The organism is Bacillus cereus group sp. BfR-BA-01522 (assembly GCF_022662635.1).
GTDB lineage: Bacteria > Bacillota > Bacilli > Bacillales > Bacillaceae_G > Bacillus_A > Bacillus_A cytotoxicus.
This window is the reverse complement of sequence record NZ_JAKUDY010000009.1, coordinates 128,976-144,947: the sequence shown is the minus strand read 5'-3', so window position 1 is coordinate 144,947 and position 15,972 is coordinate 128,976. Positions and strand designations below refer to the sequence as shown.

The following is a 15,972-nucleotide window of genomic DNA, read 5'->3' as shown; positions in this document are numbered from 1 at the left end:
AGGAGAATCCTATGATAATTGTGAAACATATTGATGCATCCGAGACTTATGAATTACGGCAAAAAATTTTACGTCCAAAGCAAACGATAGAAGATTGTAAATATCCTTCTGATTACGAATCATCCTCCTTTCATCTAGGCGCATTTCTACACGATAAATTGATTAGCATTGCCTCTTTTTCTAAAGAATCCTCTCCCTATCTATCTGGAAGACTTCATTATCGTTTAAGAGGCATGGCTACACTCACCAACTTCCGAAAGCAACATGCTGGTAGCTCATTAATCCAACAAGCCAAAGTGATCTTACAAGAGCGCCAAGCACATATGCTTTGGTGTAATGCACGAATCACAGTTACAAATTACTATAAACATTTAGGATTCTATGAATATGGTGAAATCTTTCATATCCATCCGATTGGCCCTCATATACTTATGTATACAATTTTATAAGCTGAAACTTGAATCAGTATCATCGACTACTGATTTAAAGCTCTATTCCTCTCCTTTCTATAAACAGCGAAATACATGGACGTATAAGTTGCTTTCTTATGATGTCTATTGATGACAACCATTCACCACCGTAACTTACATGTTAGAGAATAAATCAATATATAGTACAGATATAATTAACCATTCTTGTAGCACAACAGAATAAAATGTTTTATAATTTAAAATAGTCAAACATATACAATGTATTTTTCATCCTACAAGGAGGCTTCTTATGCAACACTCAAACAAATCGAGTCATTTAAATCGCGGTTTAAAACAGCGGCACATTACTTTAATGTCACTCGGATCTGCGATTGGAGTTGGATTATTTTTAGGATCGGCTTCTGCTATTAAACTAGCTGGCCCTTCTATTTTACTAGCCTATATGATTGCTGGGCTCGTAATCTTTTTCATTATGCGTGCCCTTGGAGAAATGGCAATTGAACAACCTGTCGCTGGTTCTTTTAGTAAATATGCATATGATTATTTAGGACCACTTGCTGGCTATATAACGGGTTGGAATTACTGGTTTTTATGGGTCGTTACATGTATGGCCGAAATTACAGCAGCCGGAATATATATGCAGTATTGGTTCCCAGATATCCCGCGCTGGATTTGGGCGCTACTTGCTCTCTTATTAATGAGCGCTTTCAACTTTCTATCTGTAAAAGTATTTGGAGAACTTGAATTTTGGTTTGCTTTAATCAAAATTGTCACAATAATCTGTATGATCGTTGTCGGGGTTGGTATTATTCTATTTGGCTTTGGAAATGATGGGATTGCTACTGGTATTTCAAATCTTTGGTCACATGGCGGATGGTTTCCAAATGGTTTCTCTGGCTTACTCCTTTCCTTACAAATGGTTTTATTCGCTTATTTAGGGGTAGAACTAATTGGTGTTACAGCAGGTGAAGCACAGAATCCGAAAAAAACACTTGCTAAAGCAATTGATAATGTATTTTGGCGGATATTGCTCTTTTACGTCGGTGCTTTGTTTGTTATGATGGCAATTTATCCATGGAATGAATTAGGAGACAAAGGAAGTCCATTTGTATTAACATTCCAACAAATTGGAATAGCAAAAGCAGCTGGGATTATTAATTTTGTTGTTTTAACAGCTGCACTTTCTTCTTGTAATGGCGGATTATTTAGTACAGGCCGTATGTTATTTACGTTAGCAGAGCAGAAAAAAGCTCCGAAAAGATTTGGACACCTAAATAAAAATGGGATTCCAAGGAACGGTATTTTAGCAACTGCTTTCGTTCTTCTCGTTGGTGTTATTTTAAATTATCTTGTTCCTGCTAAAGTATTTACATGGCTTACAAGTATCTCAACATTTGGAGCAATTTGGACATGGGGGATTATACTTATTGCACAAATTCGTTTCCGTAAAGGATTAACCGTGCAAACAAAACAAAAATTAACATACAAAATGCCTTTATATCCACTCAGTTCTTATTTTTCACTCGCTTTTCTTATCCTTGTATTAGGCATCATGGCATATTCAGAAGATACAAGGGTCGCATTAATTGTTGGTCCCATTTGGTTAATTGCACTCGCAATTGTGTATTATATAAAAGGATTCCATAAAATAGACGATGTACCAAGCTCAAAAATTAGTTAAGTATTGATCCCCTCTTCATTAGAGGGGATATTTTTATCCCGCTATTTTAGGGGTAGTAAGACTCCCACCTCAAGACTCAGAGAGAAACAAGGAAGATAGGTGGGAGTAGGGCTGCCCGTAACAGCCCGATTGGTGAGGGCTCATAATCAGTAGGGGATGAAGAAAACCCCCGCTGATTAAAGTTTCACGTTATACTTTTTCAACAAAATTTGTGCTATTTTTACGTCTTTTTCATATATTTTTTATTTTTCATCTTTCTTTTTGCAAAAAAATCTATTACATTATTAAAGCAATTTATTTTTTTATTAGGGGGATTCTTCTATGAAGAACAAAAAACGGCTTATATTATCACTAGCAGTAACGATTACACTCACTACTGGAAGCGCTTATCTTCCATCTGCTTTTGCTGAAAGCTCCACAGATCCTGCACCTGAAATTACAGCAAAGGTTATCAATCAAAATAACGGAAAAAAAGTATTATTTGATAACACTCACGGTCAAACGGCCGGAACAGCTGATTGGGTTATCGATGGTGGTTTTTCTGATTTTGGAAATGGTATTGCTAATAATGGATATTTTGTAAAAGAACTTCGCCAATCGAACCCGATTACATATGAAACTCTAAAAGATTACAATGTATTTATCGTTCCTGAAGCAAATATTCCTTACAAAAAGTCAGAGCAAGACGCTATGCTACAATATGTTAAAAATGGTGGAAGTATTTTCTTTATAGCGGATCATTATAATGCAGACCGCAATAAAAATCGTTGGGATTCTTCGGAAGTTTTTAATGGGTATAGACGAGGTGCATGGGAAAATGCTGCAAAAGGAATGTCCACTGAAGAAGAAACTTCCTTAGCAATGCAAGGAGTAGAAAGTTCTGATTGGTTATCACAAAACTTTGGTATTCGCTTTCGCTACAATGCATTAGGAGATATTACTGCTACAAATATCGTATCCCCTAATCAATCATTTGGTATTACAGCAGGTGTTTCATCTGTAGCTATGCATGCGGGCTCTACACTTGCTATTACAAATCCTAAATTAGCAAAAGGAATTGTATATCTTCCAGAGAATCCACCAAAATGGAATCATGCAGTGGATAGTGGTGTTTATAATGGCGGTGGTATTGCGGAAGGTCCATATGTTGCAATCGCTAAAGTAGGGCTCGGGAAAGCAGCCTTTATCGGTGACTCATCCCCAGTCGAAGATGCAACGCCAAAATACGTTCGTGAAGATACGGGACAACCGAAGAAAACGTATGATGGCTATAAAGAACAAAACGATGCAATTTTGTTAGAAAATATCGTAAATTGGTTATCCCATCAGGAGACATACACAAGCTTAGACCAAATAAGTGGATTACAATTAGATGAACCAACACCTTTACAAACATTCGAGCAGCCAAGCTTATCAACTGAACCACAACCAGAACCTTGGAGCGCTCCAACTCAAGGTTATCAATGGTTCAATACGGATACTTTTAAACCTGGTTCATACGGATATAAAGGTTCAATAGCGACACCCGTTCATAATTATGTAGTTACTCATCCTAGCGTTCTACCAAATAATGAAGTGTTTCAAATAAAAATTCAAGTCAATAATTTATTACCTAACACAACGTACAACAATTATTCGCTAGGAATTTTCATAGCTGGCGGTACACAAGTTGCAAAAGTACAAAACTCAAACGGAACATGGCCATCTACTTATGGATATAGTAATGCCTTTTCCTTCACGACAAATAGCCAAGGTTCAGCTGAGAAAGTAGTAAATGTACAAATTTCACCGAATACAATTGGTCAAGCAACATTGCGCCTACGTCAAAATTCTATAGCTAAATATAGCGAGCCTGTTACAATTCATGCAAACTAAATAAAAAGGTGTTTTCCGTTATGGAAAGCACCTTTTTAATCCTTTTTGTTAACTAAAACACTTATAACAATTCCAAGACACGCACTTACAATAGCCGGAACTAGCCAACCGACTCCTTCTGTATAAAAAGGAATATGTTTAAGTAGCGGTGTCCATCTATCCATGAATACATTCCGATTTACAATATCTATTGCGCTAAATAGCGCTACGCTCCCGATTGTTATAGGATATATATATACATATCGGCTAATCTTTTTATGAAACAGTCCTAATATGATTAACGTTAAAGCAACTGGATATATGAATCCAAGGATTGGAACCGATACCTTTAAAATCTCTGTCAATCCCAAATTAGCCAGAAACATGCTTATAAAGCTTAGTATAAATCCCCAAACTCTATAAGGTATTTTGGGGAATACACTTGTAAAAAATTGACTACACGATGTCACAAGACCTACGGAAACACAGAGGCATGCAATCGTAAAGATAATTCCTAGCAGAACAACACCACTTTGTCCAAATAACAGAGTCATCACTCCTGCTAGTACTTTCGCACCATTCTCAAACTGTCCTAATGAACCACTAATTGAACCGACATATCCAAGGATAATATAAATAATAGACAATAAAAGCCCGGCACCAACGCCCGCTATACTCATATATTTCGCTAAGCTTTTATCGGATTTTATCCCCTTTTCCTGTACAGCATTCGCAACTACAATACCAAAGATTAAGGCAGCCAATGCATCCATTGTTAAATAGCCATCTAAAAATCCTTGAAACATAGGTGCTTGTCCATAATTTCCAAGCGGCGCTTCCAAAGCTCCTACAGGCGTAATCATGCTTTTTATAAAAATAAGAGCAATCATACATAATAATAAAGGCGTCAACACTTTCCCAAATAGGTCCATTAGTCTTGATGGCGATAAGCTAAGCCAATACACAATACTAAAGAAAACGACCGTGTAAACTAACAAGACTAATTTTCCAGGCTCCGGAAAGAATGATCCGAATCCCATTTCAAACGCTAAACTCCCTGCTCGTGGTATTCCAAGTCCTGGACCGATAAATACATACACTAAACAAGGAAAAACAATAGCAAATGAACGATGCACCCGTTCTCCTAATGCTTGAAAACTTCCTGCCTTCGCAACTGCCACAACACCTAATATCGGAAGTCCTGTCGCTGATATGATAAAACCTATCAACGAAATCCACACATACTCTCCTGCCTCATATCCTAAAAAGGGAGGGAATATAAGATTTCCAGCACCAAAGAACATGGAGAATAGCATTAAGCTAATAAGTAAAATCTCTTTTTTCTGTAACACTCTCATTTTCTCCTTCTAAATTCCATATAAAGCAAACATAGTCCATAGTCTATCACAAAAGAATTTCTCATTCTACACTTGTTATGTTTTCCGATTTCTTCAAAAAAATCAAACTTTATCGACTTTTAATACTTAATAAAGAAAAATATTTAATTTTGGTTTGTTTCAGAGGAACCTTATATGGAATCAGCGATACAACTTGAGAAAAAACAACATATAGCGGTAATCATTATTTTAACTTGCTTCGTTGTCTTGTTCTGGGCAGGATTTGAACAAGCAGGAAGCTCCTTGACACTATATACAAATAAAATGGAACTTTAATCAGTGGGGGTTTTCTTCCATCCCCCACTGATTATGAGCCCTCACCAACCGGGCTGTTACGGGCAGCCCTCCTCCCACCTATCTTCCTTGCTTCTTTCTGAATCTTGAGGTGGGAGTCTTACTGCCCTAAAATAGCGGGATAAATTTATTGATTGCTCCGTATTTGGATGGGAAATTCCAACATCTTAGTTTCAATCGGTCAATCCTTTATTTATTATTTTACTTGCTCCAGCTATTTCCGCACTATGGGCAAAGGTTGCAACTACAAAACACGGTGATTTAAAAATCTCAACAAAAATGGGTGTTAGTATGATTTTGCTTGGAATCGGTTATATGGTTCTTGTAATCTTGACATTAAAAACAAGTAGCGATGAATCTAATGTGGCGGAAAAAGCACACTTACTCTTTATTGTTTTTACGTATCTTTTCCATACATTAGGTGAACTATTCTTATCACCTGTTGGATTATCAATGGTAAGCACCTTAGCTCCAATCAAACTTGCTTCTTTACTGATAGGTGTGTTGGCTTGCCAGTTCAGGGATTGCTAATATTGTAAGTGGACAGCTTGCAAGCTTCACAACTTCTAGTATTTATCATGATAGGAGCTGTCGCAATTGTGCTAGGTTGTGTTTTATGGTTACTATCTAAAAAATTAGTAAAATGGATGGAATAAAAAAGATGAGGGACTTTCCCTCACCTTTTTATGCACTCTCACCTTTTTCAATTGCTTGCTTATATAACTCTTTATGCTCTTTGTATTCACTTGGAACAAATCTTTTATAGAAAAATGAAAGCCAGCTATCTCCTTTTTTATATCCTTCTTCACGAATTTTTTTGGCTTTTTTATTCGAATGGAATCCTTCTGTAAACCATTTCTTCTGCAAATCATTTTGTTTATACTTCGAAGGGACTTTTAAATCATAGTTTTCAAATGCATATGTATATCCCTCTTTCTCTATTCGTTTTTTCGTATTTTCATATGATTTTTCATAAGCTGCTTCATATGCTTTTACATACTCTTCTTTTTCATTATTTCTAGGATTCTTTTCAGCTAATGTTTCCCCATCTTTTTTACCTATCTCTTCCTGTTCCTTTTTAATCTTTTCTGTTCGCTCTTTATTTCCTATTTGAAATCCTTCTGCAAAGTTTGCTTTAAATTCTGGAGCTACTTGGCTATCATCCATTGTCTCTTGCGCTAATCCTTGTTCTTTTCCTTTTTCAAAATGCCCTTTTCTCTGCTCTGCTAATAACCACGCTGAAGAATACGCATGTGTAAAAGCTTGCTTATAAGCTTCTGATTTTCCAGCTATATGTACTTCTACATTGTTCTTTCCTGCTTGAAAATCTGTTTCTCCATTCTTCTGACCATCTGCTTGACCCTTTTCTATATCGGCTTGTCGTTGTGCTTCCTCTTTACGTTGTCTCTCTTCCTCCGCTTGTCGTTGCGCTTCCTCTTTACGCTGTCTCTCTTCCTCCGCTTTTCTTTGTTCCTCAGCTTTTTGTTGTGCTTTAGCTTCTGCTGCACCATTATTTTGACTAGATGTCGTAGAATTTGTAGTATTATTCGAAGCCGGTTTGTTATGATAATGATATTCTCCGTATTGCAATCCCCATTTCTCACAATTTGTCCGGCACGTATGTCCACCGTTAGCATCCGTTCTTCCTGGATGTGCATAAACAGATGCGGGTGCTACTAATAATGCTACACTCGCTGTTAAAAATAATTTTCGCACTTGTTTCTTCATTCTTGTTCCTCCAAAACTCAAAATACACCTTTATTATACAAAAATACTAATATGTTGTAATCATAATATATTTATTCTATTATTTTTTAATATTGGCAAAAATAAAGAAGGTTCACTCTCAAGCGAGTAAACCTTCTTTATTTCTTTTGCTTCATTTGTACAAAATCACCTGAAACAACATAACGTTTCGAATTATCTGCAATAGATACACAAGTAATAAGTGTTATTTCTTCTTTCCCATGATCCTCCACAACTTCCCACTTATCAGGAGTTACTTCTGATACACCTGTTACAGCATACTCATACTCATTATCATTATCATATAAATAAATTTTATCGCCTTTTTTCAAAGTTGCTACATCACTAAACAAAACACCCTTTTTAGACATATTATGCCCAGCTAATGCATAATTTCCTTTTCCCATTTCTTGCTTATCCTTCACGGTTGTTGCACCTGATAACAAATTTTTCTCAGTTGAACTATTTAAGACGGGAAGTTCCAATGAAATACTCGGAATCTTAATTCGCCCAATTACTTGTTTTTTATCTAACGACGCATTCGCTACCTCTGCTAAATCGGGCTGCTTAATTTGAGAAGCATCTACAAATTTTGTTTCTTGTTTTTGATATTCCATTTTCTGAACAACTTGAGCATTCGTTTCTTGTTTTTTCCCTGCCATATATTCATCATAAAATGGCTTACCTATTAATACTCCACCTACAACAAACAACAGAATTGCTAATATACTATATACTTTCCCCTTATTCATATATAATTCCTTTCCACTACAAAGTCTTACTTCTATATAAGATGATAAGATAAGATGACTATATGTACAAGTATGAGGTGAAAAGGAATAAGAATTTATTTATGAATATGATAAAGTGAAACTTTAATCAGTGGGAGTTTCCTCATCCCCCACTGATTATGAGCCCTCACCATCTGTTCCACTTTCCCGCGATATGCCGGGTTTGATATACTTCCTTTCGGCAATTCCTCTATTTCATTTACAAACATTTTCTTTTCTACCGACTCTGCATTCACATAATTCCCTGGACATAATACACTTGCAATGCCAATGATTCCGCTATACAACAATACTTTTTTCATTTTCTCACTTCCCCATGTTCAATCTAATTTCTATCATAAGAAACATTTGTAAACCCTTACCTCTTTATAAATTAATTTTTTGTAAAAAATAAAAGACGTGCTATACACACGCCTTTAAGCAAATTTATTTCGATAAAGTGAAATGTGAAACACTGTCATTTGAATGAAATAGATAAAATACACAATATACAATGGATATGCAGGAACATATAGGCTCACTAAAGGAGTGAATACTAGTAATGCAAGTGCAAAAGGTAATACACACCATAAAGAAAGAAATGTAGTACGGCATGCTTTCGCTGTCATTCCCTCTTCCCGTTCATCTTCCTGTGGAAATAATAACGGATACACCCAGACGGAAAGAGACTTCACTTTTTTCTTTTTCCTCTTATAGAAAACAAACGCTATAAGAGCTCCAGTTAATAATAGTACAAATGGCATGACGTTCATTGATATTTCAAATGAAAATTTGTCATATTTTATAATATTCGAAAACTCTGCAAAAAAATAATAAAACTCAACCAACGCCCAACACGATACTATGCTATACAATAGATTCACAATATACGAAACAGCGATTTTATTCATCTACTTCTCCCTCCTTATTTAAAACAAAAACATCCTCCATCTTTAGATGAAAAACATCACAAATCATTAACGCTAATAATAATGAAGGAACATAATCTCCTTTTTCAATTGCTGCAATTGTTTGTCTTGTCACACCGACTTTTTCAGCCAATGTACTTTGTGTAAAGTTAAAACGAGCTCTTAGCTCCTTTACTCTATTATAAATGGTCAACTTTACCACCCCTTACCATTATTGTATGCTATACTTTACAAAATGTAAATTCAACTTAACATTTATTTACAAAAAAATCCAACTTCACATAATGTAAAGTTGGATTTGATTTTAATTTAAAATTGTAACTTTAACAGTTCTTCTGCCCCAAGCACTAGATGCTGCTTTATTTGGCATTAGTACATCAATTCGATGTCCTTTAATAGCTCCACCAGTATCTCCAGCAATTGCAATTCCATACCCCTCAACCTTCACAGTAGATCCTAATGGAATGACTCTTGGGTCTACTGCAATTAGTTTTAAGTTTGGATTTCCAGTTAAATCATGTCCCATTGCTGACTTAACATGCTCTCCTGCCTTATAACCATTTTCTAAAGGATCTGCTGTATAAGCTGTAGCTTCTACATAAATCTCTCTCCCATTTGAAGCAGGTTTTGGAGTTGGTTTCAGTTCTGGTTTTGAAGTATTGTTGTTTACTACAGGTGCAGCTTGTTCCTGTTTTTGTTTAGCAGCTATTTCTGCTTTCGCCTTCTCTAAAGCTTCTCGTTCAGCCTTGGCAGCTTCCTCTGCTTTCGCTCGCTCTTCTGCTGCTAATCGAGCTGCTTCTTGTTCACGAGCAATCGTTTCTTGCACAGTTTTCATATTTGCTTCAATTTTCGCTTTTTCTTGTTCAGCTAAATTGATTTGATTTGCGATTTGATTATATTTTTCTTGTACACTTTGTAAATTTTCTTGACGCTTTTTCAAGTTTTCTTGTAGTTCGGCTTGCGCTTGCGCTAGCTTTTGTTTATCTACAGTTAAAGACGCTTCTTTTTCATCAATTGTCTTTTTATCTTCTTCAATTTGACGAAGATCTTGTTCTTGTAATCGTAAAATTTCTTTATCTGCATCTAAAATTGTAGACACAGCAGTCATACGTTGTAAGAAATCAGCAAAGTTTTTTGATTCTACAACAACTTCCACTACTAAACTTGTATTAGAACTGTTTTGTACAGAAATCATACGCTTTTTCATAATATCTTTGCGAGCAAGCACCTTATCTTCTAAAACGATAATTTCTTTCTTTTTTTGTTCAATCTGCTTATGCGTTTCATCAATTTTACGCTGAATAGCAGCTTGATCCTCTTTGTTTTTTGTAATTGTATTATTTAAAGTATGTAGTTCATTCTCAATGCTTTGAATTTCTTTCGTAACAGCTTGCTTCTCTTGTTCTTTTTTCTGAATATCATCATTATTCTGCTGCAATTGCTGTTGCATGTTGTTTAATTTCTCGTCGTTTGACTCAGCTTTTACAGCGACTGTACTAGAAAGGCCAATAATTCCTGCTAATACAAGGCTACTGATTCGCTTAAAATAGTTCATAATCCGACTCCCTTCTCATACAGTTATACATGATTTATTTTACAGTTTGTTTACAAACTCATTAAATGCATTTTATTTTTCATGACAAAAGAGCGCGGATTACAAAATAATGTAATACATTCTTAAATTTTTAACAATTAACTATACTTATAACGCGTTAAAAATGCTAAAATCCAAATATAGAGAAAATAAAAATCAAAGGCGGTTGGAGCGAATACTATGTTTACTCAAACAAAATCATTGCAAACGAAAATTAGCCAATTAGAGAATCGCATACATGAATTAGAAACTCAATTACAACAAAAGGAAATCGAACAACAAGAAATCATTTCTTCTATTCATAAGCGTTTACAAAATGTTGTTAAAGAACATGAGCATGTGAATAGCCAACATCATACACTCCAAGACTTAATTCAACAATTAAATGCAAGTTTCAAGAACGTTTCTACAAGTACAACAAATTCAAATGAATTAAACAGTGAAATGTTACAAAAAGAACAAGACCTCATTCAATCTATTGAAAAGATTGTCGTATGTTCTAACGAAGGAAAAGAATCTGTTCATCGTTTGTTAATTGTAATTAACAAATTAGGTGAACAATCGCAACGAACTTCTGATAGTATGAATCATTTAAGTGAGCGCTCTAAAGAAATTGAACAAATTGTTGAAGTGATTCAAAATATCGCTGCTCAAACAAATTTATTAGCATTAAACGCAAGCATTGAAGCTGCTCGTGCTGGTGAACATGGAAAAGGGTTTGCAGTCGTTGCAAATGAAGTACGTAAATTAGCGGAAAGTACAGCTGAAAGCACAAAAAACATAGGGAACTTAACGAAAAAAATTCAAGAAGAAATTGAGAAAGCATATGAAAATACGAAAGATAATCTTCATTTAGTCGATGAAGGCGTCGAAATGAGCGCAGATACAAACGCTAGAATTGAAACTATTTTAACAATGATCCAAACATTGCAAACAGATGCTACAAATGTTATTCAAGCTATTGAAAATCAAAAGCTTTGCAATGACGAGGTTTTACATGAATTCGCTACTACAAAACAAATGTTCGAAAAATTAAATACGACGATTATGAAGCATATCGATGATGCCCAAAAAGTTGATACACAATTATCAAAAAGCATACAAGAAATTGCAACAACAAAATAATAATACAAAGCTCCTACCAAAAGGTAGGAGCTTTGTATTATTATTCAAGAATGAATTTTATTTTTCTTTCAATCTACTGGCACTATTTTGCTATAATAAGAAAAGCTGTCTATATCAACTATTCGTTATAAGGAGGATGTTATGGAACAATTGTATTATATTTTAAAGTATTTATTCCTTGGTTTATTTCAAGGGTTAACGGAACCGATCCCAATCTCTTCAAGTGGGCATCTTGTACTAGCCCAGCACTTATTGGGTTTAAAAATAGAAGGGTTTAGTTTTGAGCTGCTTGTTAATGCTGCTTCATTATTAGCAGTATTACTCATTTATAGAAATGATCTAATCAGACTAACGAAAAATGGTTTCTCTTATTTATTCACAAAACAAGCAGAGGCAAAATCAGATTTTTTCTTTATTATTTACCTCATCATTGCCACAATTCCTGCAGGCGTAATTGGTGTGTTATTTAAAGATCATATTGAATATTACCTAAAAGGGGTCAAAATGGTTGGAATTTCACTCATTATTACAGCCATTGGTCTTTGGATTATTCGCAATTTACGTGGACGTAAAAATGATGGAGACCTTGCAATGAAAGATGCGATTATTGTTGGGCTGGCTCAAGCTTGTGCGTTAGTTCCTGGTATTAGCCGCTCGGGTGCTACAATTGTTGCAGCAATGTTACTTGGCATGAAACAAGAAACAGCTTTACGTTTTTCATTCTTACTATATATTCCGGTTAGTTTAGGCGGATTATTACTAAGTATTACAGATATTGCAAAAGATCCTAATTTAAATACATTATTTATTCCTTATCTTGTAGCATTCATTGCAACATTTATCATGACATATATTTCTTTAAAATGGTTTATGAACATTATGGCTAAAGGAAACTTAAAATATTTCTCATTTTACTGTGTAATCGTCGGTGTCCTTACTATTCTCTTTTTATAGATAGAAGAATTTTTTCACCATGATTATCCCTTATTTAAAAGGCTGTTCTATTTAATAGAATAGCCTTGTTCTATTCTAAATTAAATCCCTTCTATCCCCTTATATGCTTTTTCCTTTTGTTTACTTTTAATTTTCAGAATAGTATAATATTTATATCGTTATTCATTTATATAATTTTTTATCATGTATATAAAGAGGTGTGCCTATGTTTATTATTACGAAACTGATTCATATTAAATTTGGCTATGAAACCGAAGTGATTCAATCACTTCAAAACTATTATCCACTCTCTAGTACTCATGGATTTATTAACATCGAGTTCAATCATATACAACGTACAGATTATGGAAATGAGTATATGATTCGTATATTGTGGAAAACACAAGAAGATTATCACGAATGGATTTCTCATAAAAAGAAAACAGGCTTAGCAACATGGAAACAACAGTTTCAACACTGTATTCTTTCTTCAAAGTCTAATGTTATACACATGAAGTAAACTCCCCCACCTACGGCTCGCTTAGAAGTGGGGGGCTTCTATTTGCTTATCACCTGAAATTGATAGGAGTGTTCTAACTTCCTCACATTCACAGTAAGAGAGAGTGGTGATTCCTAATAGGATTAAGCCTGAAATGATAAAAACATGTATCACCTTGTTTTCTTAATAGAGAATATTTTTTCTATATATGGATTTAAAAAAAGCCCTGTTTCATCTAATAACTGTCTCACCTGTAAAAATGAATGCAGCTTCGGATACATAGCTCGTAATTGTTCATATGTCATTGTATGCATTTTCCCCCAATGTGGACGCCCTTCATACTTTTGAAAGATTTGTTCTACTGCACCAAAGTAATCTGCATATTTCATACCTTTATACATATGAACAGCAATATAAGCTGAGTCCCTCTCATAAGCTGGACTTAACCATATATCATCTCCTTTTACATAGCGACATTCGATAGGAAAATGTACTTGATACTCTTTTTCTTGAATAAGCTCATAAATCTCCTTTACTACATTTCGCATATATTGAGCAGGAATACTATACTCCATTTCATAAAAAGGGACATTTCGAGATGTTGCAAAAACTCGGAAACTCTGTCCAATTATTTTCATGTTTGGTACTGCTTTTGCTGACAGTTGACTTACTCTTTTACTTATAGAAGGAAATCGTCTGCATCCATTAGATAATAACGAAAACACTTTATTCTCTAGCAATTCAATTTTTAACTTATGCCATTTTAAATCTCCTGCTTCTCTTTCTGTTTCATTCGCAAACTTTACTTGAACATGATTGGAATACGGAAAAACAAAAAATTCAAAATGACGATTTTGTTTATATTCTTCTAACTTTTCCATAACGAGAGAAAAAGGCTCTTTTCTACTTTCATAGACGAGTGAATATGCAGGAATAACTTTCAATTTTATTTTCACAATAATACCGAGCAATCCAAGTGATAGTTGAAAGGCTTTCCAGTAATCAGAATTCTCCTTTTCAGAACAAACAATAATCTCTCCCGAATGAAGAACAGCTGTAATTTCGAGCACCTGGGTTGATAGACTCCCAAATGTAATACCCGTTCCATGTGTTCCCGTACTAATAGCCCCAGCAATAGATTGCGAATCTATATCCCCTAAATTCTCTTGTGCATAACCTGTCTGTTGAAGTAACTGTCCTAAATCATATAGTTTTGTTCCTGCCCAGACTTCTACCGCCATCGCTTGCGTGTCTACGTCTACAATTCCTTTTAGTTCATCTAAAGAAACTAAAATGTCTTCTGTTTGTACAAGAGGTGTAAATGAGTGACCAGAGCCAACGATACGAATCTTTTTCTCTTTCTTTTTGGCAATATGAATTACTTCAACAACATCTTGGACACTCTTTGGATACATCGTATATTGTGGAATTCCTTCCACATTACCAGTCCAATTTCTCCATTTCTGCTCTTTTATAGAAAGCATTGGCTATCCCCCCGATATGTTGTATATTCCCCTATAATCTCTCCTTCTTTAATCCGATACAAGGAACGAAAACGCTCACATAATTCTCCTGCTTTACTATGTCGAAACAATATAACATCCCCAACCTCTATTTGCTCATTTCCTTTATAGAAAACAGGCGTTTGCACCTCACCTGCTCCTTCTAAGGACAGTAGTTTAGCTCCTTTCGGCCTCCAAACTTCTGGCTGTTTATCTCTTCCCATCGATCCTGAAGCAATGTATCCTCCTCCTAAGCAAGTATAAATATGAGGAAGTGCTTTCCTAACAATAGGTAACGCAAAACCAACAGCTGGTTCAAAACTTATCTCCTTATAATAGTCAAACAGCTTTGGAGCATAAAATGCCGAACCTACTGTAATTTCCGTAACAGATCGATCTTGTCTCGTTGTTTTTATACTTCCTGTACCTCCACCATTTACAAACCGCAATTGAATTCCTTGTGCTTGTATCCCGTTTATAATACTTTGTCTTCTTTTTGTTACCTCTACTGCCGACTTTCTTTTTAAATAAGAAATCACTTTATTCTTAAACCACTGCTTTGGTACACGATCTCCAACACCAGCAATCTGTGCCTCATATCCCATTACTCCATCCATTTGTAAATAAGGAGATTGCATAACTTGCTTCACAATTCGTAACGCTTCTGATACACTTCTCACCGGAGACCTTCTTACTCCAAAATGAAACTGATAAAAATGACTACTCATATCAATATCAATACAAACTCGAAAACAACCACCTGATTTTTCCGCGATTTTCTCTAAATAAACAACATGTTCCTTGCAATCTACCATACATGTAATGACCAATCCTTGTTTTGTCATTACACTAATCTCCGTTAAAGAAGGCTCATCATACACCGGGTATCCTAACAATAAATCATCGAATCCTTGCTGAACTAAGTACAATACTTCCCTAGGTGAAAAACACATAATCCCTTGAAAACAATGATCTGAAGCTAATATTCGTTTCATGACAGAAACAGAACGTAATGATTTACTTGCAATACGAATCTTCTTTCCACCACTCAATTGAATAACTGATTCAATATTTCTCTCTAACGCACTTTCATCAAGAAACGCACATGGTAAGGCAACCTTCTGGAATATCTCTCTTTCCACATCGTTCGCTCCCCTTCTCTATTTGTCTTATACATATTGGAGAGAAACTTCTATTTTCCTGTCACCAAACCAAAT

Annotated in this window: 15 protein-coding genes and 2 pseudogenes; 8 read left to right on the top strand and 9 right to left on the bottom strand. The window is 35.1% G+C overall.

Annotated features, from left to right (window positions below):
- The first annotated feature begins 11 nt into the window (after positions 1-11).
- From MR059_RS14580 to MR059_RS14570, 3 genes are all read left to right on the top strand, one after another.
- A complete protein-coding gene (locus MR059_RS14580) occupies positions 12-449 on the top strand; it encodes a GNAT family N-acetyltransferase (RefSeq protein WP_011983689.1) in 438 nt (145 codons plus the stop codon).
- Positions 450-720: 271 nt separating this feature from the next.
- The gene (locus MR059_RS14575; RefSeq protein WP_011983688.1) at positions 721-2,112 is read left to right on the top strand and encodes an amino acid permease; all 1,392 of its coding nucleotides are present in this window, start codon (positions 721-723) and stop codon (positions 2,110-2,112) included.
- 321 nt (positions 2,113-2,433) lie between these two features.
- Entirely contained in the window at positions 2,434-3,987 is a 1,554-nt protein-coding gene (locus MR059_RS14570) for a DNA-binding protein (protein WP_011983687.1), read from the top strand.
- Between the two features lie 35 nt (positions 3,988-4,022).
- On the opposite strand, the gene brnQ1 is transcribed toward MR059_RS14570, so the two are convergent.
- Positions 4,023-5,324: a branched-chain amino acid transport system II carrier protein BrnQ1 gene (brnQ1, locus tag MR059_RS14565; RefSeq protein WP_041809448.1), complete on the bottom strand. Its 1,302-nt coding sequence runs from the start codon at positions 5,322-5,324 to the stop codon at positions 4,023-4,025.
- 174 nt (positions 5,325-5,498) lie between these two features.
- Between brnQ1 and MR059_RS14560 the strand changes: the two genes are divergently transcribed.
- Both MR059_RS14560 and MR059_RS14555 read left to right on the top strand, forming a co-directional pair.
- Entirely contained in the window at positions 5,499-5,639 is a 141-nt protein-coding gene (locus MR059_RS14560; RefSeq protein ID WP_011983685.1) for a peptide symporter family protein, read from the top strand.
- 141 nt (positions 5,640-5,780) lie between these two features.
- A pseudogene (locus MR059_RS14555) lies at positions 5,781-6,313 on the top strand (POT-type proton-dependent oligopeptide transporter); the annotation flags it as partial.
- Between the two features lie 28 nt (positions 6,314-6,341).
- Here the strand turns inward: MR059_RS14555 and MR059_RS14550 are convergent.
- The 6 genes from MR059_RS14550 to MR059_RS14525 form a co-directional block, all read right to left on the bottom strand.
- Entirely contained in the window at positions 6,342-7,385 is a 1,044-nt protein-coding gene (locus MR059_RS14550; RefSeq protein ID WP_011983684.1) for a YHYH domain-containing protein, read from the bottom strand.
- A 137-nt stretch (positions 7,386-7,522) separates the two neighbouring features.
- The gene (locus tag MR059_RS14545) at positions 7,523-8,155 is read right to left on the bottom strand and encodes a class A sortase (protein WP_011983683.1); all 633 of its coding nucleotides are present in this window, start codon (positions 8,153-8,155) and stop codon (positions 7,523-7,525) included.
- A gap of 95 nt (positions 8,156-8,250) precedes the next feature.
- On the bottom strand, positions 8,251-8,496 hold the full coding sequence (locus MR059_RS14540; RefSeq protein ID WP_011983682.1) for a hypothetical protein: 246 nt from the start codon (positions 8,494-8,496) through the stop codon (positions 8,251-8,253).
- A 114-nt stretch (positions 8,497-8,610) separates the two neighbouring features.
- A complete protein-coding gene (locus tag MR059_RS14535; protein ID WP_011983681.1) occupies positions 8,611-9,084 on the bottom strand; it encodes a hypothetical protein in 474 nt (157 codons plus the stop codon).
- Positions 9,077-9,295 carry a helix-turn-helix transcriptional regulator gene (locus tag MR059_RS14530; protein WP_011983680.1) on the bottom strand — a complete coding sequence of 73 codons (219 nt, stop codon included), beginning with the start codon at positions 9,293-9,295 and terminating at the stop codon, positions 9,077-9,079. Before MR059_RS14530 ends, MR059_RS14535 begins: the two co-directional genes overlap by 8 nt.
- Before the next feature lie 111 nt (positions 9,296-9,406).
- Positions 9,407-10,657, bottom strand: a complete 1,251-nt coding sequence (locus tag MR059_RS14525) for a 3D domain-containing protein (RefSeq protein ID WP_011983679.1) — start codon at positions 10,655-10,657, stop codon at positions 9,407-9,409.
- A gap of 660 nt (positions 10,658-11,317) precedes the next feature.
- On the opposite strand from MR059_RS14525, the pseudogene MR059_RS22305 reads away from it, so the two are divergent.
- From MR059_RS22305 to MR059_RS14510, 3 genes and pseudogenes are all read left to right on the top strand, one after another.
- Positions 11,318-11,821, top strand: a pseudogene (locus MR059_RS22305) (methyl-accepting chemotaxis protein); the annotation flags it as partial.
- A 141-nt stretch (positions 11,822-11,962) separates the two neighbouring features.
- Positions 11,963-12,775: an undecaprenyl-diphosphate phosphatase gene (locus tag MR059_RS14515; protein ID WP_011983677.1), complete on the top strand. Its 813-nt coding sequence runs from the start codon at positions 11,963-11,965 to the stop codon at positions 12,773-12,775.
- Between the two features lie 205 nt (positions 12,776-12,980).
- On the top strand, positions 12,981-13,274 hold the full coding sequence (locus MR059_RS14510) for an antibiotic biosynthesis monooxygenase family protein (RefSeq protein WP_011983676.1): 294 nt from the start codon (positions 12,981-12,983) through the stop codon (positions 13,272-13,274).
- Between the two features lie 149 nt (positions 13,275-13,423).
- On the opposite strand, the gene MR059_RS14505 is transcribed toward MR059_RS14510, so the two are convergent.
- Complete coding sequence (locus MR059_RS14505) at positions 13,424-14,737, bottom strand: D-arabinono-1,4-lactone oxidase (RefSeq protein WP_011983675.1); 1,314 nt, start codon at positions 14,735-14,737, stop codon at positions 13,424-13,426.
- Entirely contained in the window at positions 14,725-15,897 is a 1,173-nt protein-coding gene (locus MR059_RS14500; RefSeq protein ID WP_011983674.1) for an amino acid deaminase/aldolase, read from the bottom strand. Before MR059_RS14500 ends, MR059_RS14505 begins: the two co-directional genes overlap by 13 nt.
- Positions 15,898-15,972: the final 75 nt, after the last annotated feature.

Bases quoted from the DNA above. Each gene is read 5' to 3' on its own strand.
- MR059_RS14560 (WP_011983685.1), top strand. From the start codon at position 5,499: ATGGAATCAGCGATACAACTTGAGAAAAAACAACATATAGCGGTAATC.
- MR059_RS14525 (WP_011983679.1), bottom strand. From the start codon at position 10,657: ATGAACTATTTTAAGCGAATCAGTAGCCTTGTATTAGCAGGAATTATT.
- MR059_RS14550 (WP_011983684.1), bottom strand. From the start codon at position 7,385: ATGAAGAAACAAGTGCGAAAATTATTTTTAACAGCGAGTGTAGCATTA.
- MR059_RS14505 (WP_011983675.1), bottom strand. From the start codon at position 14,737: ATGCTTTCTATAAAAGAGCAGAAATGGAGAAATTGGACTGGTAATGTG.
- MR059_RS14540 (WP_011983682.1), bottom strand. From the start codon at position 8,496: ATGAAAAAAGTATTGTTGTATAGCGGAATCATTGGCATTGCAAGTGTA.
- MR059_RS14575 (WP_011983688.1), top strand. From the start codon at position 721: ATGCAACACTCAAACAAATCGAGTCATTTAAATCGCGGTTTAAAACAG.
- MR059_RS14570 (WP_011983687.1), top strand. From the start codon at position 2,434: ATGAAGAACAAAAAACGGCTTATATTATCACTAGCAGTAACGATTACA.
- MR059_RS14580 (WP_011983689.1), top strand. From the start codon at position 12: ATGATAATTGTGAAACATATTGATGCATCCGAGACTTATGAATTACGG.
- MR059_RS14545 (WP_011983683.1), bottom strand. From the start codon at position 8,155: ATGAATAAGGGGAAAGTATATAGTATATTAGCAATTCTGTTGTTTGTT.
- MR059_RS14515 (WP_011983677.1), top strand. From the start codon at position 11,963: ATGGAACAATTGTATTATATTTTAAAGTATTTATTCCTTGGTTTATTT.
- brnQ1 (WP_041809448.1), bottom strand. From the start codon at position 5,324: ATGAGAGTGTTACAGAAAAAAGAGATTTTACTTATTAGCTTAATGCTA.
- MR059_RS14510 (WP_011983676.1), top strand. From the start codon at position 12,981: ATGTTTATTATTACGAAACTGATTCATATTAAATTTGGCTATGAAACC.
- MR059_RS14535 (WP_011983681.1), bottom strand. From the start codon at position 9,084: ATGAATAAAATCGCTGTTTCGTATATTGTGAATCTATTGTATAGCATA.